This is a genomic window from Phytobacter sp. V69, from assembly GCF_965644215.1.
In the GTDB taxonomy this organism is placed as follows: domain Bacteria; phylum Pseudomonadota; class Gammaproteobacteria; order Enterobacterales; family Enterobacteriaceae; genus Phytobacter.
Map to the genome: position 1 here is coordinate 1 of NZ_CBFFRL010000022.1, position 18,690 is coordinate 18,690.

Below are 18,690 nucleotides of genomic sequence, written 5' to 3' on the forward strand. Positions count from 1 at the left end.
CAGAAGTGAAACGCCGTAGCGCCGATGGTAGTGTGGGGTCTCCCCATGTGAGAGTAGGGAACTGCCAGGCATCAAATAAAAGCGAAAGGCTCAGTCGAAAGACTGGGCTTTTTGTCTTATCTGTTGTCTGTCGGTGAGCACTCTCCGGGAGGAGGACAAATCTGCCGGGAGCGGATTTGAACGTTGGCAGCAACGGCCCGGAGGGTGGCGGGCAGGACGCCCGTCATAAACTGCCAGGCATCAAACAAGGGAAGAAGGCCATCCTGACGGATGGGCTTTTTGCGTTTTTATCCCTTTGAAACCTTCCATATAACCACAAGCGCTCACCTTGCATATGCGGTAAACTAGCCGGGATTTCGCATCAGGATAGCGTTTATGAACCACTCCCTAAAGCCCTGGAATACCTTCGGCATTGATCGCAATGCAAATAAAATAATACGTGCTGAAAGTGTGCAGCAATTGCTTGAAGCGTGGCAGGAATCCGTACGTGATCAGCAGCCCGTGCTGATGTTGGGCGAGGGCAGCAATGTCCTTTTCCTGGAAGACTTCGCTGGTACGGTCATTATTAACCGCATCCTGGGGATTGAAACTGAGGAAAGCGCCGATGCCTGGCATGTTCATGTTGGTGCAGGGGAAAACTGGCATCAGCTCGTGCAATTCACGCTCTCGCAGGGAATGCCTGGGCTGGAAAACCTGGCCTTGATCCCCGGTTGTGTTGGTTCATCACCTATCCAGAACATTGGCGCATATGGCGTTGAATTACAACGCGTTTGTGCCTACGTCGACTGTGTCGAATTGAACACTGGCAACACTCAGCGATTAACGGCCGAAGCCTGTCGTTTCGGTTATCGTGACAGCATCTTCAAACATGAATACCAGGATCGCTACGCAATCGTCGCGGTCGGCTTGCGTTTACCGAAGCAGTGGCAACCGGTTCTGACCTATGGCGATCTGGCGCGTCTTGACCCGGCAACCGTAACGCCACAGAAGGTTTTTGATGAAGTTTGTCATATGCGGACCAGCAAGTTACCCGATCCCAAAGTAAACGGTAATGCAGGTAGCTTCTTCAAAAACCCGGTCGTAAGTGCCGAACAGGCCGCAGCGCTACTGGCGATATCCCCGAAAGCGCCTCATTATCCGCAACCTGACGGCACAGTAAAACTGGCGGCCGGGTGGCTTATCGATCAATGCCAGTTAAAAGGTGTATCTATCGGTGGGGCGGCGGTGCATCCGTTACAGGCTCTGGTACTGATCAATCAAGATAACGCGACCAGCGGAGATGTTGTCCGCCTGGCACACCATGTCCGCGAGCAGGTGGGTGCGAAGTTTGATGTCTGGCTGGAGCCAGAAGTTCGTTTTATCAGCCACTGTGGCGAAGTTAATGCCGTTGAGGTGATTGCATGAAAGACAACACCATCCCGTTAACCCTGGTCTCTATCCTTGCAGACGGCGAATTTCATTCTGGTGAGCAGCTCGGTGAGCGGCTGGGGATGAGCCGTGCCGCCATCAATAAGCATATTCAAACCTTGCGTGACTGGGGTGTGGATGTCTTTACCGTACCGGGTAAAGGCTACAGTCTTCCGGAACCCATTCAATTGCTCAATGAAGAGCTGATCGTCGCGCAGGTACAAACCGGCAAAGTAGCCGTATTACCGGTTATTGATTCCACTAACCAATATCTGCTGGACCGCATGAGCGAGCTGCAATCCGGTGATGCCTGTGTCGCAGAATACCAGCAGGCTGGTCGTGGTCGCCGTGGGCGTAAGTGGTTCTCACCGTTTGGTGCCAACCTTTATCTCTCCATGTACTGGCGTCTGGAGCAGGGGCCGGCGGCGGCTATTGGATTGAGTCTGGTGATTGGCATCATCATGGCAGAAGTGCTGCAAGAGCTCGGTGCGGACGACGTCCGTGTTAAATGGCCAAATGACCTTTACCTGGGCGATCGCAAACTTGCCGGGATCCTGGTGGAATTGACCGGGAAAACCGGCGATGCTGCGCAGATCGTGATTGGTGCTGGTATCAACCTGGCCATGCGCCATGCTGAAAGCGATGTTATCAATCAAGGTTGGGTAAACCTACAAGAAGCGGGCGTGTTTATCGATCGTAATACCCTGGCAGTGCGCTTGATTAATGAATTACGCGCTGCGCTGCAGTCCTTTGAACAGGAAGGGTTAAACCCCTGGCTTTCTCGCTGGAAGAACCTGGATAACTTTATCGATCGCCCGGTGAAATTGATCATCGGTGAGAGAGAGATATTTGGTATCTCGCGCGGCATTGATGCACAGGGTGCACTGCTGCTTGAGCGGGATGGGGTTATTAAACCCTGGATGGGTGGGGAAATTTCCCTACGCAGCGCCGAATAATAAAAAGCGGAGCATTTTTGCTCCCTTTTTTATTTCCGCAGGCGTACCTGCTCGACCGCGTGATTGGCGCTTTTGGTCATGACCAGGCTTGCGCGTTCGCGGGTTGGAAGGATATTTTCTTTCAAATTTAACCAGTTAATTTCCTGCCAAAGGGATGTGGCTATATTTATGGCTTCTTCTTCGGTCAATTTCGCATAGTTATGGAAATAAGAGTCCGGATCGGTAAATGCCCCTTCGCGGAATTTAAGGAATCGGTTGATATACCATTTCTTTAATAGCTCTTCCGGCGCATCAACATAAATAGAGAAATCGACGAAGTCAGAAACGAATACATGATGAGGATCGTGAGGATAATCCATACCACTTTGTAATACGTTGAGCCCTTCGAGAATCAATATATCCGGTTGGGTTACCGTTTTATCACCATCCGGGATAACATCGTAAATTAAATGTGAATATACCGGTGCGGTTACGTTTGGCACGCCAGATTTAATATCAGAGACGAACTTCACCAGACGGTGCATATCATAAGATTGTGGAAATCCTTTCTTCTTCATCAGGTCACGATCCTTTAAAACCTGATTAGGGTGCAAAAAGCCATCGGTGGTGATTAATTCAACACGGCGATGTTCAGGCCAGCGGCTTAATAATGCCTGCAGGACACGCGCAGTGGTACTTTTGCCTACGGCAACACTGCCCGCAATGCTGATGATATAAGGAATTCGTTGTCCGTTGGTGCCTAAGAATTGTTCAAGTACAGCCTGGCGACGCAAATTCGAACTGATATAAAAATTGAGCAAACGCGACAGCGGCAAATAGATTTCCGCGACCTCTTCCAGTGAGAGATCTTCATTAATCCCTTTTAACCGCGCGATTTCACCCTCAGTAAGCGTCATCGGCACTGAATCACGAAGCGCAGCCCACTGACTGCGATTGAACTGCAAGTACGGCGTCATTAACGTTTGCTCTTTTTTACTCATAAGCTTTTTCTGCCTGCCATGGTGGCTCGCCACGTATGCTTCCGACACGGTGCGAGAAGCCTTCTTTTAAGGTAATGCGATGGCGCGACGTTATTGATATAAGTTAGGACAATGGGCAGGAGGTTAACACCAGATGACAGGGAATAATATGAAAAATCGCGTCTACGTGATGCTTTCCGGGGAAAGCATCACGTTCCTGGGACTAGCATGCAATAGAACGAGTTAGCTGATTTACCGCGAATAAGCGCTTGTAATAAATCACTGCAGAATGTGAACTCCCGTCTGCTGAGTTCAGGTAATCCGGTATTTCACCCAGACAGCGGTATCCCTGTGCACGATAGAAACCTTCTGCGCGCGAACCTGCCTGAGCTTCAAGATGCAGAAGGCCACGTTGTCGCGTATGTGCTCCTTTCTCAAGCTCATTAATGAGGCTCTTACCTACGCCACTTCGGCGGGCCCGCCGGTGTACCATGTGCATCTTGATGGTTGCACGGTTGAGTGCATCCGCTTCTTTACTTAGCAATAAGTTCACGCAGCCTGCAATACCTTGCTCATCACGGGCAATCCAGAACAGGCGTTCGCCCTGCTCGAGTTCGCCGCGCAGGCGATGAAAACTGCTTTCTGCTTGTTGGTGGGTGATAGAACGAGGGTGGCCGACAGCAGCACCATCCTGAACGACATCCAGCAGCAAATCGGCAAGTTCCTCACAGTACACTGGCAGTGTGGCGGCATTCAAAAGGACTATCTTCATCGTGATACCTCCGCGTCTGGGAATAACCTCTGATGCAATAAGTGATCCATGTCACGTTCTACTATAAGGCGGTGTTTTCTGGCGGATTCGTTACAAAATCGCACCAGGACAAGGCAAATGCACTTTTTGCAGGCGTTCGGGGGGCGCGAGTGTCGTTACAGGCGGGGGAAAATGCCATCCAGTAGCCGTTCTATCGCTGGTTTTCTACCTTATTTGCATGAAATTGCAGCATTTGGCGGTTGTTTCGTGCAAAATGTGAGCGATAGAAAAGATTATGCAATTTTTTAGTTGCATCAATCGCTCTGTCTCCCTAGAATGCGCGCTACTTGATGCCGACTTAGCTCAGTAGGTAGAGCAACTGACTTGTAATCAGTAGGTCACCAGTTCGATTCCGGTAGTCGGCACCATCAAGTCCGGTGGGGTTCCCGAGCGGCCAAAGGGAGCAGACTGTAAATCTGCCGTCACAGACTTCGAAGGTTCGAATCCTTCCCCCACCACCATTTTCGGTCACCTTGTGTGACCAGAGTTGGTGTCAAAACTGAATCAACTCAAAGGGAGAGTTTTCTTCTCCTGAAACACAGAAAGAATAGGGTAGCCGAGTTTTAGGATGCGGGCATCGTATAATGGCTATTACCTCAGCCTTCCAAGCTGATGATGCGGGTTCGATTCCCGCTGCCCGCTCCAGACGTGCTGATATGGCTCAGTTGGTAGAGCGCACCCTTGGTAAGGGTGAGGTCCCCAGTTCGACTCTGGGTATCAGCACCACTTCTTTAATCTCTCCTCCCCTGTTTCTCTCTGTTTATTGCATTCAACAAGTCGGGCGTGTTGCCTGGTTGATGTGGTGATATCACCGATTTATCCGTGTCTTAGAGGGACAATCGATGTCTAAAGAAAAGTTTGAACGTACAAAACCGCACGTTAACGTCGGTACTATCGGCCACGTTGACCATGGTAAAACAACGCTGACCGCTGCAATCACTACCGTTCTGTCCAAAACTTACGGTGGCCAGGCTCGCGCATTCGACCAGATCGATAACGCGCCGGAAGAAAAAGCACGTGGTATCACCATCAACACTTCTCACGTTGAATACGATACTGCGATCCGCCACTACGCGCACGTAGACTGCCCGGGCCACGCCGACTATGTTAAAAACATGATCACCGGTGCTGCGCAGATGGACGGCGCGATCCTGGTTGTTGCTGCGACTGACGGCCCGATGCCGCAGACTCGTGAGCACATCCTGCTGGGTCGTCAGGTAGGCGTTCCGTACATCATCGTGTTCCTGAACAAATGCGACATGGTTGATGACGAAGAGCTGCTGGAACTGGTAGAAATGGAAGTTCGTGAACTTCTGTCTCAGTACGATTTCCCGGGCGACGACACCCCGATCGTTCGTGGTTCTGCTCTGAAAGCGCTGGAAGGCGACGCAGAGTGGGAAGCGAAAATCATCGAACTGGCTGGTCACCTGGATTCTTACATCCCGGAACCAGAACGTGCGATTGACAAGCCGTTCCTGCTGCCGATCGAAGACGTATTCTCCATCTCCGGCCGTGGTACCGTTGTTACCGGTCGTGTAGAGCGCGGTATCGTTAAAGTTGGCGAAGAAGTTGAAATCGTTGGTATCAAAGACACCGCTAAGTCTACCTGTACCGGCGTTGAAATGTTCCGCAAACTGCTGGACGAAGGCCGTGCTGGTGAGAACGTTGGTGTTCTGCTGCGTGGTATCAAACGTGAAGAAATCGAACGTGGTCAGGTACTGGCTAAGCCGGGCACCATCAAGCCGCACACCAAATTCGAATCTGAAGTTTATATCCTGTCCAAAGATGAAGGCGGCCGTCATACTCCGTTCTTCAAAGGCTACCGCCCGCAGTTCTACTTCCGTACAACTGACGTGACTGGCACCATCGAACTGCCGGAAGGCGTTGAGATGGTAATGCCGGGCGACAACATCAAAATGGTTGTTACCCTGATCCACCCGATCGCGATGGACGACGGTCTGCGTTTCGCAATCCGTGAAGGCGGCCGTACTGTAGGCGCGGGCGTTGTAGCAAAAGTTCTCGGCTAATCGCTGATAACATTTGACGCTAAGCGTAAGAAAAGGGCATCATTTGATGCCCTTTTTGCACGCTCTCGAATCAGAACCTGGCTCATCAGTGATTTTTTTTGTCATAATCATTGCTGAGACAGGCTCTGTAGATAGCGTTAAATCCGAAACGCGCCAGAGCATTTCGGTTTGGTTGCCTCGCCTATGCGGGGCAAAAATGTTTGTCTGATTCTTGTAACAGGTTGGTTTATGAGTGCGAATACCGAAGCTCAAGGGAGCGGGCGCGGCCTGGAAGCGATGAAGTGGGTAGCTGTTGCTGTTCTGTTGCTCGTAGCGATCGTTGGCAACTATCTTTATCGTGACATGATGCTGCCGCTGCGTGCGCTGGCCGTTGTGATTCTTATTGCAGCAGCAGGTGGTGTCGCGCTGTTGACGACGAAGGGTAAAGCGACCGTTGCGTTTGCCCGCGAAGCGAGAACTGAAGTCCGTAAGGTGATTTGGCCGACTCGCCAGGAAACATTGCACACCACATTGATCGTAGCTGCGGTAACTGCGGTTATGTCACTTATTTTGTGGGGACTGGATGGTATTCTGGTTCGCCTCGTTTCCTTTATCACTGGCCTGAGGTTCTAAGATGTCTGAAGCTCCTAAAAAGCGCTGGTACGTCGTTCAGGCGTTCTCCGGTTTTGAAGGCCGCGTAGCGACTTCGCTGCGCGAGCACATCAAATTACACAATATGGAAGAGTTGTTTGGCGAAGTTATGGTTCCGACCGAAGAAGTGGTAGAGATCCGTGGCGGCCAGCGTCGCAAAAGCGAACGCAAATTCTTCCCGGGTTACGTACTGGTCCAGATGGTCATGAACGACGCAAGCTGGCACCTGGTGCGCAGCGTTCCGCGCGTAATGGGCTTCATCGGTGGTACCTCCGATCGTCCGGCGCCGATCAGCGACAAAGAAGTTGATGCGATTATGAACCGCCTGCAGCAGGTTGGTGATAAGCCGCGTCCGAAAACGCTGTTCGAACCAGGTGAAATGGTCCGCGTTAACGACGGTCCGTTCGCTGACTTCAACGGTGTGGTTGAAGAAGTGGATTACGAGAAGTCTCGTCTGAAAGTATCCGTATCTATCTTCGGTCGTGCGACCCCGGTAGAGCTGGACTTTGCTCAGGTAGAGAAAGCGTAAAGCTGCGATCAAAAAAGCATCGATCTAATCGTTGCACAGGGCGCGAAATTGACATACAATTTCGCGCCTTTTGTTTTTATGGGCACATGCCTGTAAAACGATTTTTTATATCACGGGGAGCCTTCCTTAGGCGCTATAACCCAAACGAGGAAATTTAAATGGCTAAGAAAGTACAAGCCTACGTCAAGCTGCAGGTTGCAGCTGGTATGGCAAACCCGAGTCCTCCGGTTGGTCCAGCACTGGGTCAGCAGGGTGTGAACATCATGGAATTCTGCAAAGCGTTCAACGCAAAAACTGAATCCCTGGAAAAAGGTCTGCCAATCCCGGTTGTTATTACCGTTTACGCTGACCGTTCTTTCACTTTCGTTACCAAAACCCCGCCGGCAGCAGTTCTGCTGAAAAAAGCGGCTGGTATTAAGTCTGGTTCCGGTAAGCCGAACAAAGACAAAGTTGGTAAAATTTCCCGCGCTCAGCTGCAGGAAATCGCGCAGACCAAAGCTGCCGACATGACTGGCGCCGACATTGAAGCGATGACTCGCTCCATTGAAGGTACTGCACGTTCCATGGGCCTGGTAGTGGAGGACTAAGAAATGGCTAAACTGACCAAGCGCATGTCCGTGATTCGTGACAAAGTTGATGCGACCAAACAGTACGACATCAACGAAGCTATTTCTCTGCTGAAAGAGCTGGCTACTGCCAAATTCGTAGAAAGCGTTGACGTTGCTGTTAACCTCGGCATCGACGCTCGTAAATCTGATCAGAACGTACGTGGTGCAACTGTACTGCCGCACGGTACTGGCCGTTCCGTTCGCGTTGCCGTATTTACCCAGGGCGCAAACGCTGAAGCTGCTAAAGCTGCAGGCGCTGAGCTGGTAGGTATGGAAGATCTGGCTGACCAGATCAAAAAAGGCGAAATGAACTTTGACGTTGTTATTGCTTCCCCGGATGCAATGCGCGTTGTTGGCCAGCTGGGTCAGGTTCTGGGCCCACGCGGCCTGATGCCAAACCCGAAAGTTGGTACTGTAACGCCGAACGTTGCTGAAGCGGTTAAGAACGCTAAAGCAGGTCAGGTCCGTTATCGTAACGACAAAAACGGCATCATCCACACCACCATCGGTAAAGTGGATTTCGATACTGACAAACTGAAAGAAAACCTGGAAGTTCTGCTGGTTGCGCTGAAAAAAGCAAAACCGACTCAAGCGAAAGGCGTGTACATCAAGAAAATCAGCATCTCCACTACCATGGGTGCAGGTGTTGCAGTTGATCAGGCTGGCCTGAGCGCTTCTGCAAACTAATGCCTTTACGTGGGCGGTGAATTTGTCTACAATTTTACCCCCACGTTTCTGTTGAAAGATACAGACACTATGCGAGTCATTTGAATTGCGGCAAGGCGGCAAACGAGTGAATCGCCAGTCACATAGTTAACTATGTGACTGGTGTGAGCGAGAGCAGGTAACGCAGCCGCGGTTCGAAGGACGAAGTCATAGAAAAGATTTGTTCGTTGGAGCCTGGCCTAATCTAGGCCTCCGTCGAAGACCGCAGGTGTTTCGCAAGAAACTTAATCCCCTGCGTAGACGGTGACAGAACGCTAAGATTATTTTTGGATACTCTGGCTTGTTTCTGCTCACCGTATTAAGACGCTCTTTCCGTTGGAATGAGTGAAGTGAGTTCCAGAACATTTTGTTCTGGCAAACATCCAGGAGCAAAGCTAATGGCTTTAAATCTTCAAGACAAACAAGCGATTGTTGCTGAAGTCAGCGAAGTAGCCAAAGGCGCGCTGTCTGCGGTTGTTGCGGATTCCCGTGGCGTTACCGTAGACAAAATGACCGAACTGCGTAAAGCAGGTCGCGAAGCCGGCGTTTACATGCGTGTTGTTCGCAACACCCTGCTGCGCCGTGTTGTTGAAGGTACTCAGTTCGAGTGCCTGAAAGACGCGTTCGTTGGTCCGACCCTGATTGCATATTCTATGGAACACCCGGGCGCTGCTGCTCGTCTGTTCAAAGATTTCGCTAAAGCGAATGCAAAATTTGAGGTCAAAGCCGCTGCCTTTGAAGGTGAGTTAATCCCGGCATCCCAGATCGATCGCCTGGCAACTCTGCCGACCTACGAAGAAGCAATTGCACGCCTGATGGCAACCATGAAAGAAGCTTCGGCTGGCAAACTGGTTCGTACTCTGGCTGCTGTACGCGATGCGAAAGAAGCTGCTTAATCGCAGTTATCTTTGTAAAGCATTCGCTTACGTATAAACTTATTCTGATATTCAGGAACAATTTAAATGTCTATCACTAAAGATCAAATCATTGAAGCAGTATCCGCTATGTCCGTAATGGACGTTGTTGAGCTGATCTCTGCAATGGAAGAAAAATTCGGTGTTTCCGCTGCTGCTGCTGTAGCTGTAGCTGCTGGCCCGGTTGAAGCTGCTGAAGAAAAAACTGAATTCGACGTAATTCTGAAAGCTGCTGGCGCTAACAAAGTTGCTGTTATCAAAGCAGTACGTGGCGCAACTGGCCTGGGTCTGAAAGAAGCTAAAGACCTGGTAGAATCTGCACCTGCTGCCCTGAAAGAAGGCATCAGCAAAGACGACGCCGAAGCACTGAAAAAATCTCTGGAAGAAGCTGGCGCTGAAGTTGAAGTTAAATAAGCCAACTTTTCTCGTTGAAGCCTGAGAAATCAGGCCGATGGCTGGTGACTTTTAGTCACCAGCCATTTTGCGCTGTAAGGCGCCAGCAGCATTTCACACTGTTTGACTGCTGATGTCCTGACAATGCTTGTTTCTATCGACGTCTTAATATACTGCGACAGGGTGCTCGCTCTGTGTAAATCGCAACGAAATGATTTAAGCGTGATAGCAACAGGCATTGCGGAAAGTATTCAATTTTCCGGTCCACAAAATGGTGTTGCATAAACTGTCCCTTCGTCGGACAGATGGGTCGACTTGTCAGCGAGCTGAGGAACCCTATGGTTTACTCCTATACCGAGAAAAAACGTATTCGTAAGGATTTTGGTAAACGTCCACAAGTTCTGGACATTCCATATCTCCTTTCTATCCAGCTTGACTCGTTCCAGAAGTTTATCGAGCAAGATCCTGAAGGACAGTACGGCCTGGAAGCGGCTTTCCGCTCCGTGTTCCCAATTGCCAGCTACAGCGGCAATTCTGAACTGCAGTACGTCAGCTACCGTCTGGGCGAACCCGTATTTGACGTTAAAGAATGTCAAATCCGTGGCGTGACCTATTCCGCACCGCTGCGCGTAAAACTGCGTCTGGTGATCTACGAGCGCGAAGCGCCGGAAGGCACCGTTAAAGACATCAAAGAACAAGAAGTATACATGGGCGAAATTCCGCTCATGACCGACAACGGTACTTTTGTCATCAACGGTACTGAGCGCGTTATCGTTTCTCAGTTACACCGTAGTCCTGGCGTCTTCTTCGACAGCGACAAAGGCAAAACCCACTCTTCTGGTAAGGTACTTTATAACGCGCGCATCATCCCTTACCGTGGTTCCTGGCTGGACTTCGAGTTCGATCCGAAAGACAACCTGTTTGTCCGTATCGACCGTCGTCGTAAATTGCCTGCGACCATTATTCTGCGTGCACTGGATTACACCACTGAGCAGATTCTTGATCTGTTCTTTGAAAAAGTTGTCTTCGAAATTCGTGACAACAAGCTGCAGATGGAGCTGTTGCCGGAACGCCTGCGTGGCGAGACCGCATCTTTCGACATCGAAGCTAACGGTAAAGTCTATGTAGAAAAAGGCCGTCGCATCACTGCACGCCACATTCGTCAGCTGGAAAAAGACGAGATTCAGCACATCGAAGTACCGGTTGAGTACATCGCTGGCAAAGTCGCGTCCAAAGACTACGTTGATGAGTCTACCGGCGAGCTGATCTGTGCAGCGAACATGGAACTGAGCCTGGATCTGCTGGCTAAACTGAGCCAGTCCGGCCACAAACGTATCGAAACCCTGTTCACCAACGATCTGGACCACGGTCCGTACATGTCTGAGACTGTACGCGTCGACCCGACCAACGATCGTCTGAGCGCGCTGGTAGAAATCTACCGCATGATGCGCCCTGGTGAGCCGCCGACTCGTGAAGCTGCTGAAAGCCTGTTCGAGAACCTGTTCTTCTCCGAAGACCGCTATGACCTGTCTGCGGTTGGTCGTATGAAGTTCAACCGTTCTCTGCTGCGTGATGAGATCGAAGGTTCCGGTATCCTGAGCAAATCTGACATCATCGAAGTGATGAAGAAGCTCATCGATATCCGTAACGGTAAAGGCGAAGTGGATGATATCGACCACCTCGGCAACCGTCGTATCCGTTCCGTAGGCGAAATGGCGGAAAACCAGTTCCGCGTTGGCCTGGTACGTGTTGAGCGTGCGGTGAAAGAGCGTCTGTCTCTGGGCGATCTGGATACCCTGATGCCTCAGGATATGATCAACGCCAAGCCGATTTCTGCAGCAGTGAAAGAGTTCTTTGGTTCCAGCCAGCTGTCTCAGTTTATGGACCAGAACAACCCGCTGTCTGAGATTACGCACAAACGTCGTATCTCTGCACTCGGCCCAGGCGGTCTGACCCGTGAACGCGCAGGCTTCGAAGTTCGAGACGTACACCCGACTCACTACGGCCGCGTATGTCCTATCGAAACGCCTGAAGGTCCGAACATCGGTCTGATCAACTCCCTGTCCGTGTACGCACAGACTAACGAATATGGCTTCCTCGAGACGCCGTACCGTAAAGTGACTGACGGTGTTGTAACCGACGAAATTCACTACCTGTCTGCTATCGAAGAAGGCAACTACGTTATCGCTCAGGCGAACTCCAACCTGGATGACGAAGGCCACTTTGAAGAAGACCTGGTAACTTGTCGTAGCAAAGGCGAATCCAGCTTGTTCAGCCGCGACCAGGTTGACTACATGGACGTTTCCACCCAACAGGTGGTTTCCGTCGGTGCGTCCCTGATCCCGTTCCTTGAACACGATGACGCCAACCGTGCATTGATGGGTGCGAACATGCAACGTCAGGCCGTTCCAACTCTGCGCGCTGATAAGCCGCTGGTTGGTACCGGTATGGAACGTGCTGTTGCCGTTGACTCCGGTGTTACTGCGGTTGCTAAACGTGGCGGTATGGTTCAGTACGTTGATGCTTCTCGTATCGTTATCAAAGTTAACGAAGACGAGATGTATCCGGGCGAAGCTGGTATCGACATCTATAACCTGACCAAATACACCCGTTCTAACCAGAACACCTGTATTAACCAGATGCCTTGCGTGTCTCTGGGTGAGCCAATCGAGCGCGGCGACGTGCTGGCAGATGGCCCGTCCACCGACCTGGGTGAGCTGGCGCTGGGTCAGAACATGCGTGTGGCATTCATGCCATGGAACGGTTACAACTTCGAAGACTCCATCCTCGTCTCCGAGCGTGTTGTTCAGGAAGACCGTTTCACCACCATTCACATCCAGGAACTGGCATGTGTGTCCCGTGACACCAAGCTGGGGCCAGAAGAGATCACCGCTGACATCCCGAACGTGGGTGAAGCTGCGCTCTCCAAACTGGATGAATCCGGTATCGTTTACATCGGTGCGGAAGTGACCGGCGGCGACATTCTGGTTGGTAAGGTAACGCCGAAAGGTGAAACCCAGCTGACGCCAGAAGAGAAACTGCTGCGTGCGATCTTCGGTGAGAAAGCGTCTGACGTTAAAGATTCTTCTCTGCGCGTACCGAACGGTGTCTCTGGTACCGTTATCGACGTTCAGGTCTTTACCCGTGATGGCGTAGAAAAAGACAAACGTGCACTGGAAATCGAAGAAATGCAGCTCAAACAGGCGAAGAAAGACCTGTCTGAAGAACTGCAGATCCTCGAAGCCGGTCTGTTCAGTCGTATCTACGCGGTGCTGGTTTCCGGTGGTGTTGAAGCTGAGAAGCTCGACAAACTGCCGCGTGACCGCTGGCTGGAACTCGGCCTGACCGACGAAGATAAACAAAATCAGCTGGAACAACTGGCTGAGCAGTATGACGAACTGAAACACGAGTTCGAGAAAAAACTCGAAGCGAAACGCCGCAAAATCACTCAGGGCGATGATCTGGCACCGGGCGTGCTGAAAATCGTTAAGGTTTATCTGGCCGTTAAACGTCAGATCCAACCGGGTGACAAAATGGCAGGTCGTCACGGTAACAAGGGTGTTATCTCTAAGATCAACCCGATCGAAGATATGCCGCACGATGCTAACGGTACGCCGGTAGATATCGTACTGAACCCGCTGGGCGTACCGTCTCGTATGAACATCGGTCAGATTCTGGAAACCCACCTGGGTATGGCTGCGAAAGGTATCGGCGATAAGATCAACGCCATGCTGAAACAGCAGCAAGAAGTCGCCAAACTGCGCGAGTTCATCCAGAAAGCGTATGACCTCGGTGCCGACGTTCGTCAGAAAGTTGACCTGAACACCTTCAGCGATGAAGAAGTACTGCGTCTGGCTGAGAACCTGAAAAAAGGTATGCCGATCGCAACGCCTGTCTTCGACGGTGCGAAAGAGTCTGAAATCAAGGAACTGTTACAGTTGGGTGGCCTGCCGACTTCCGGTCAGATCACGCTGTTCGACGGTCGTACCGGTGAGCAGTTCGAACGCCAGGTTACCGTTGGCTACATGTACATGCTGAAACTGAACCACCTGGTTGATGACAAGATGCACGCGCGTTCTACCGGTTCTTACAGCCTGGTTACTCAGCAGCCGCTGGGTGGTAAGGCGCAGTTCGGTGGTCAGCGCTTCGGGGAGATGGAAGTGTGGGCGCTGGAAGCATACGGCGCAGCATACACCCTGCAGGAAATGCTCACCGTTAAGTCTGATGACGTGAACGGTCGTACCAAGATGTATAAAAACATCGTGGACGGTAACCATCAGATGGAACCGGGCATGCCAGAATCCTTCAACGTACTGTTGAAAGAGATTCGTTCGCTGGGTATCAACATCGAACTGGAAGACGAGTAATTCTCGCTCAAACAGGTCACTGGTGTCGGGTTAATCCCCGACACCAGATTGTGCTAACTCCGACGGGAGCAAATCCGTGAAAGATTTATTAAAGTTTCTGAAAGCGCAGACTAAAACCGAAGAGTTTGATGCGATCAAAATTGCTCTGGCTTCGCCAGACATGATCCGTTCATGGTCTTTCGGTGAAGTTAAAAAGCCGGAAACCATCAACTACCGTACGTTCAAGCCTGAGCGTGACGGCCTTTTCTGCGCCCGTATCTTTGGGCCAGTAAAAGACTACGAGTGCCTGTGCGGTAAGTACAAGCGCCTGAAACACCGCGGTGTGATCTGTGAGAAGTGCGGCGTTGAAGTGACCCAGACTAAAGTACGCCGTGAGCGTATGGGCCACATCGAGCTGGCGTCTCCGACTGCTCACATCTGGTTCCTGAAATCTCTGCCGTCCCGTATCGGTCTGCTGCTGGATATGCCGCTGCGCGATATCGAACGTGTTCTGTACTTCGAATCCTATGTGGTTATCGAAGGCGGTATGACGAACCTGGAACGTAACCAGATTCTGACCGAAGAACAGTATCTGGACGCGCTGGAAGAGTTCGGTGACGAATTCGACGCGAAGATGGGTGCGGAAGCTATTCAGGCCCTGCTGAAAAGCATGGATCTGGAGCAAGAGTGCGAGCAGTTGCGTGAAGAGCTGAACGAAACCAACTCCGAAACCAAGCGTAAAAAGCTGACCAAGCGTATCAAGCTGCTGGAAGCGTTCGTTCAGTCTGGTAACAAACCAGAGTGGATGATTCTGACCGTTCTGCCGGTTCTGCCGCCAGATCTGCGTCCGCTGGTTCCGCTGGATGGTGGTCGTTTCGCAACGTCGGATCTGAACGATCTGTACCGTCGCGTGATCAACCGTAACAACCGTCTGAAACGTCTGCTGGATCTGGCTGCGCCGGACATCATCGTACGCAACGAAAAACGTATGCTGCAGGAAGCGGTTGACGCCCTGCTGGATAACGGTCGTCGCGGTCGTGCGATCACCGGTTCTAACAAACGTCCTCTGAAATCTTTGGCCGACATGATCAAAGGTAAACAGGGTCGTTTCCGTCAGAACCTGCTCGGTAAGCGTGTTGACTACTCCGGCCGTTCTGTCATCACCGTAGGTCCATACCTGCGTCTGCATCAGTGCGGTCTGCCTAAGAAAATGGCGCTGGAACTGTTCAAACCGTTCATTTACGGCAAGCTGGAACTGCGTGGCCTGGCCACCACCATCAAAGCCGCTAAGAAAATGGTTGAGCGTGAAGAAGCTGTCGTTTGGGATATCCTGGACGAAGTTATCCGCGAACACCCGGTACTGCTGAACCGTGCACCAACACTGCACCGTCTGGGTATCCAGGCATTTGAACCGGTACTGATCGAAGGTAAAGCTATCCAGTTGCACCCGCTGGTTTGTGCGGCATATAACGCCGACTTCGATGGTGACCAGATGGCTGTTCACGTACCGCTGACGCTGGAAGCCCAGCTCGAAGCGCGTGCGCTGATGATGTCTACCAACAACATCCTGTCTCCAGCGAACGGCGAGCCAATCATCGTTCCGTCTCAGGACGTTGTATTGGGTCTGTACTACATGACCCGTGACTGTGTTAACGCTAAAGGCGAAGGCATGGTACTGACTGGCCCGAAAGAAGCTGAGCGTATTTATCGCGCTGGCCTGGCCTCTCTGCATGCGCGTGTAAAAGTGCGTATCACTGAGTTCGAAAAAAATGGTCAGGGCGAGTTTACGTCTAAAACCAGCCTGATCGATACGACCGTGGGTCGTGCGATTCTGTGGATGATCGTGCCGAAAGGTCTGCCGTTCTCTATCGTGAACCAGCCGCTGGGCAAAAAAGCGATCTCCAAAATGCTGAACACCTGTTACCGCATTTTGGGTCTGAAACCGACTGTAATCTTTGCTGACCAGACGATGTACACCGGCTTTGCCTATGCAGCGCGTTCAGGTGCATCTGTTGGTATTGATGACATGGTTATCCCGGAGAAGAAACACGAGATCATCTCTGAGGCAGAAGCAGAAGTTGCTGAGATCCAGGAGCAGTTCCAGTCTGGTCTGGTAACCGCGGGCGAACGCTATAACAAAGTTATCGATATCTGGGCAGCGGCGAACGATCGTGTATCCAAGGCGATGATGGACAACCTGCAGACTGAAACGGTTATCAACCGTGAAGGTAAAGAAGAGCAGCAGGTTTCCTTCAACAGCATCTACATGATGGCCGACTCCGGTGCGCGTGGTTCTGCGGCACAGATTCGTCAGCTTGCAGGTATGCGTGGTCTGATGGCGAAGCCAGATGGCTCCATCATCGAAACGCCAATCACCGCGAACTTCCGTGAAGGTCTGAACGTACTCCAGTACTTCATCTCCACGCACGGTGCGCGTAAAGGTCTGGCGGATACCGCACTGAAAACCGCGAACTCCGGTTATCTGACGCGTCGTCTGGTTGACGTTGCGCAGGATCTGGTTGTTACCGAAGACGATTGTGGCACCCTCGAAGGTATCACTATGACCCCGGTTATCGAGGGTGGTGATGTTAAAGAGCCGCTGCGCGATCGCGTATTGGGTCGTGTAACCGCGGAAGATATTCTGAAGCCGGGTACTGCAGACATTCTGGTTCCACGCAACACGCTGCTGCACGAGCACTGGTGTGACCTGCTGGAAGCCAACTCTGTTGACTCAGTGAAAGTGCGTTCCGTTGTATCCTGTGACACCGACTTTGGTGTATGTGCGCACTGCTACGGTCGTGACCTGGCGCGTGGCCACATCATCAACAAAGGTGAAGCCATCGGCGTTATCGCGGCACAGTCCATCGGTGAGCCGGGTACACAGCTGACGATGCGTACGTTCCACATCGGTGGTGCGGCATCTCGTGCGGCTGCTGAATCCAGTATCCAGGTGAAAAACAAAGGTAGCATCAAGCTCAGCAATGCGAAGTCTGTTATTAACTCCGCAGGCAAGCTGGTTGTGACCTCGCGTAACACCGAGCTGAAACTGATCGACGAATTCGGTCGTACCAAAGAAAGCTATAAAGTGCCTTACGGTGCAGTGATGGGTAAAGGTGATGGTGAGCAGGTTGCCGGCGGCGAGACCGTAGCAAACTGGGATCCGCACACCATGCCAGTTATCACTGAAGTGGCTGGTTTCATCCGCTTCACCGATATGATCGACGGTCAGACGATTACTCGTCAGACCGACGAACTGACCGGTCTGTCCTCACTGGTGGTTCTGGATTCTGCAGAACGTACTACCGGTGGTAAAGACCTGCGTCCGGCACTGAAAATCGTTGATGCCCAGGGCAACGACGTTCTGATCCCAGGCACCGATATGCCTGCTCAGTACTTCCTGCCAGGTAAAGCGATTGTTCAGCTGGAAGATGGTATCCAGATCGGTGCAGGTGACGCTCTGGCGCGTATTCCGCAGGAATCCAGTGGTACTAAAGATATCACCGGTGGTCTGCCGCGCGTTGCGGATCTGTTCGAAGCACGTCGTCCGAAAGAGCCGGCAATTCTGGCTGAAATCACCGGTATCATTTCCTTCGGTAAAGAAACCAAAGGGAAACGTCGTCTGGTGATCACTCCGCTGGATGGCAGTGATCCGTACGAAGAGATGATTCCTAAATGGCGTCAGCTCAACGTGTTCGAAGGTGAACGTGTAGAACGTGGTGACGTGGTTTCCGATGGTCCAGAAGCTCCGCACGACATTCTGCGTCTTCGTGGCGTACACGCGGTAACGCGTTACATCACTAACGAAGTACAGGACGTTTACCGTCTGCAAGGCGTTAAGATCAACGATAAGCACATCGAAGTTATCGTTCGTCAGATGCTGCGTAAAGCGACCATCGAAAACGCGGGTAGCTCCGACTTCCTGGAAGGCGAGCAGGTTGAATACTCCCGCGTCAAGATTGCTAACCGCGATCTGGAAGCGAACGGCAAAATCGCAGCAACCTATGCTCGCGACCTGCTGGGTATCACCAAAGCGTCTTTGGCAACCGAGTCGTTCATCTCTGCCGCATCGTTCCAGGAGACAACTCGTGTCCTGACCGAAGCAGCCGTTGCGGGTAAACGTGACGAACTGCGTGGCCTGAAAGAGAACGTTATCGTGGGTCGTCTGATCCCGGCCGGTACCGGTTACGCGTACCACCAGGATCGTATGCGCCGTCGTGCTGCGGGCGAACTGCCAGCTGCACCGCAGGTGACTGCAGAAGACGCATCTGCCAGCCTGGCAGAGCTGCTGAACGCAGGCCTGGGCGGTTCTGACAACGATTAATCGTTCCAGTACCTGATAAAAACCCGCTTCGGCGGGTTTTTTTATGCCCAAAATCGACGAAACAGGACCTCGATCGTGTTTGAG

Annotated in this window: 14 protein-coding genes and 4 tRNA genes; 16 read left to right on the forward strand and 2 right to left on the reverse strand. The window is 51.7% G+C overall.

What is annotated here, in order from left to right; translation table 11 throughout:
- The first annotated feature begins 176 nt into the window (after positions 1–176).
- From ACSZPU_RS04905 to birA, 3 genes are all read left to right on the forward strand, one after another.
- Positions 177–299, forward strand: coding sequence for a hypothetical protein (locus ACSZPU_RS04905; protein WP_498996071.1), 123 nt, complete (start codon positions 177–179; stop codon positions 297–299).
- A gap of 76 nt (positions 300–375) precedes the next feature.
- Positions 376–1,404 carry a UDP-N-acetylmuramate dehydrogenase gene (murB, locus tag ACSZPU_RS04910; RefSeq protein WP_498996073.1) on the forward strand — a complete coding sequence of 343 codons (1,029 nt, stop codon included), beginning with the start codon at positions 376–378 and terminating at the stop codon, positions 1,402–1,404.
- Positions 1,401–2,363 (forward strand): bifunctional biotin--[acetyl-CoA-carboxylase] ligase/biotin operon repressor BirA, encoded by a 963-nt coding sequence (gene birA / locus ACSZPU_RS04915; RefSeq protein ID WP_498996076.1) that lies wholly within the window; start codon positions 1,401–1,403, stop codon positions 2,361–2,363. The genes murB and birA overlap by 4 nt, the downstream gene beginning before the upstream one ends.
- A gap of 29 nt (positions 2,364–2,392) precedes the next feature.
- Here birA and coaA read toward each other — a convergent pair whose 3' ends face one another.
- Complete coding sequence (gene coaA / locus ACSZPU_RS04920; protein WP_498996079.1) at positions 2,393–3,343, reverse strand: type I pantothenate kinase; 951 nt, start codon at positions 3,341–3,343, stop codon at positions 2,393–2,395.
- A gap of 202 nt (positions 3,344–3,545) precedes the next feature.
- Positions 3,546–4,094: a GNAT family N-acetyltransferase gene (locus ACSZPU_RS04925; RefSeq protein ID WP_498996081.1), complete on the reverse strand. Its 549-nt coding sequence runs from the start codon at positions 4,092–4,094 to the stop codon at positions 3,546–3,548.
- 331 nt (positions 4,095–4,425) lie between these two features.
- Between ACSZPU_RS04925 and ACSZPU_RS04930 the strand changes: the two genes are divergently transcribed.
- The 13 genes from ACSZPU_RS04930 (at position 4,426) to rpoC (ending at position 18,606) form a co-directional block, all read left to right on the forward strand.
- A tRNA-Thr gene (locus ACSZPU_RS04930) sits at positions 4,426–4,501 on the forward strand.
- An 8-nt stretch (positions 4,502–4,509) separates the two neighbouring features.
- Positions 4,510–4,594 (forward strand) — tRNA-Tyr (locus ACSZPU_RS04935).
- A gap of 109 nt (positions 4,595–4,703) precedes the next feature.
- Positions 4,704–4,778, forward strand: a tRNA-Gly gene (locus ACSZPU_RS04940).
- Between the two features lie 5 nt (positions 4,779–4,783).
- Positions 4,784–4,859, forward strand: a tRNA-Thr gene (locus tag ACSZPU_RS04945).
- A 116-nt stretch (positions 4,860–4,975) separates the two neighbouring features.
- Entirely contained in the window at positions 4,976–6,160 is a 1,185-nt protein-coding gene (tuf, locus tag ACSZPU_RS04950; protein WP_498996085.1) for an elongation factor Tu, read from the forward strand.
- Between the two features lie 228 nt (positions 6,161–6,388).
- The gene (gene secE, locus ACSZPU_RS04955; RefSeq protein WP_318385147.1) at positions 6,389–6,772 is read left to right on the forward strand and encodes a preprotein translocase subunit SecE; all 384 of its coding nucleotides are present in this window, start codon (positions 6,389–6,391) and stop codon (positions 6,770–6,772) included.
- Position 6,773: 1 nt separating this feature from the next.
- Positions 6,774–7,319, forward strand: coding sequence for a transcription termination/antitermination protein NusG (gene nusG / locus ACSZPU_RS04960; protein ID WP_003862341.1), 546 nt, complete (start codon positions 6,774–6,776; stop codon positions 7,317–7,319).
- 158 nt (positions 7,320–7,477) lie between these two features.
- A complete protein-coding gene (rplK, locus tag ACSZPU_RS04965) occupies positions 7,478–7,906 on the forward strand; it encodes a 50S ribosomal protein L11 (protein ID WP_008503452.1) in 429 nt (142 codons plus the stop codon).
- A 3-nt stretch (positions 7,907–7,909) separates the two neighbouring features.
- Positions 7,910–8,614: a 50S ribosomal protein L1 gene (rplA, locus tag ACSZPU_RS04970; protein ID WP_498996088.1), complete on the forward strand. Its 705-nt coding sequence runs from the start codon at positions 7,910–7,912 to the stop codon at positions 8,612–8,614.
- Positions 8,615–9,030: 416 nt separating this feature from the next.
- The gene (gene rplJ / locus ACSZPU_RS04975) at positions 9,031–9,528 is read left to right on the forward strand and encodes a 50S ribosomal protein L10 (RefSeq protein ID WP_007704673.1); all 498 of its coding nucleotides are present in this window, start codon (positions 9,031–9,033) and stop codon (positions 9,526–9,528) included.
- A gap of 66 nt (positions 9,529–9,594) precedes the next feature.
- The gene (gene rplL, locus ACSZPU_RS04980) at positions 9,595–9,960 is read left to right on the forward strand and encodes a 50S ribosomal protein L7/L12 (protein WP_002884142.1); all 366 of its coding nucleotides are present in this window, start codon (positions 9,595–9,597) and stop codon (positions 9,958–9,960) included.
- 317 nt (positions 9,961–10,277) lie between these two features.
- Entirely contained in the window at positions 10,278–14,306 is a 4,029-nt protein-coding gene (rpoB, locus tag ACSZPU_RS04985; RefSeq protein WP_498996092.1) for a DNA-directed RNA polymerase subunit beta, read from the forward strand.
- A gap of 76 nt (positions 14,307–14,382) precedes the next feature.
- Positions 14,383–18,606 carry a DNA-directed RNA polymerase subunit beta' gene (gene rpoC / locus ACSZPU_RS04990; protein ID WP_498996094.1) on the forward strand — a complete coding sequence of 1,408 codons (4,224 nt, stop codon included), beginning with the start codon at positions 14,383–14,385 and terminating at the stop codon, positions 18,604–18,606.
- Positions 18,607–18,690 lie beyond the last annotated feature (84 nt).

Excerpts from the sequence above, each read along its gene's own strand:
- rplA (WP_498996088.1), top strand. The coding sequence starts at position 7,910 with ATGGCTAAACTGACCAAGCGCATGTCCGTGATTCGTGACAAAGTTGAT.
- murB (WP_498996073.1), top strand. The coding sequence starts at position 376 with ATGAACCACTCCCTAAAGCCCTGGAATACCTTCGGCATTGATCGCAAT.
- nusG (WP_003862341.1), top strand. The coding sequence starts at position 6,774 with ATGTCTGAAGCTCCTAAAAAGCGCTGGTACGTCGTTCAGGCGTTCTCC.
- ACSZPU_RS04925 (WP_498996081.1), bottom strand. The coding sequence starts at position 4,094 with ATGAAGATAGTCCTTTTGAATGCCGCCACACTGCCAGTGTACTGTGAG.
- rplL (WP_002884142.1), top strand. The coding sequence starts at position 9,595 with ATGTCTATCACTAAAGATCAAATCATTGAAGCAGTATCCGCTATGTCC.
- birA (WP_498996076.1), top strand. The coding sequence starts at position 1,401 with ATGAAAGACAACACCATCCCGTTAACCCTGGTCTCTATCCTTGCAGAC.
- coaA (WP_498996079.1), bottom strand. The coding sequence starts at position 3,343 with ATGAGTAAAAAAGAGCAAACGTTAATGACGCCGTACTTGCAGTTCAAT.
- tuf (WP_498996085.1), top strand. The coding sequence starts at position 4,976 with ATGTCTAAAGAAAAGTTTGAACGTACAAAACCGCACGTTAACGTCGGT.
- secE (WP_318385147.1), top strand. The coding sequence starts at position 6,389 with ATGAGTGCGAATACCGAAGCTCAAGGGAGCGGGCGCGGCCTGGAAGCG.
- rplK (WP_008503452.1), top strand. The coding sequence starts at position 7,478 with ATGGCTAAGAAAGTACAAGCCTACGTCAAGCTGCAGGTTGCAGCTGGT.
- rplJ (WP_007704673.1), top strand. The coding sequence starts at position 9,031 with ATGGCTTTAAATCTTCAAGACAAACAAGCGATTGTTGCTGAAGTCAGC.
- rpoB (WP_498996092.1), top strand. The coding sequence starts at position 10,278 with ATGGTTTACTCCTATACCGAGAAAAAACGTATTCGTAAGGATTTTGGT.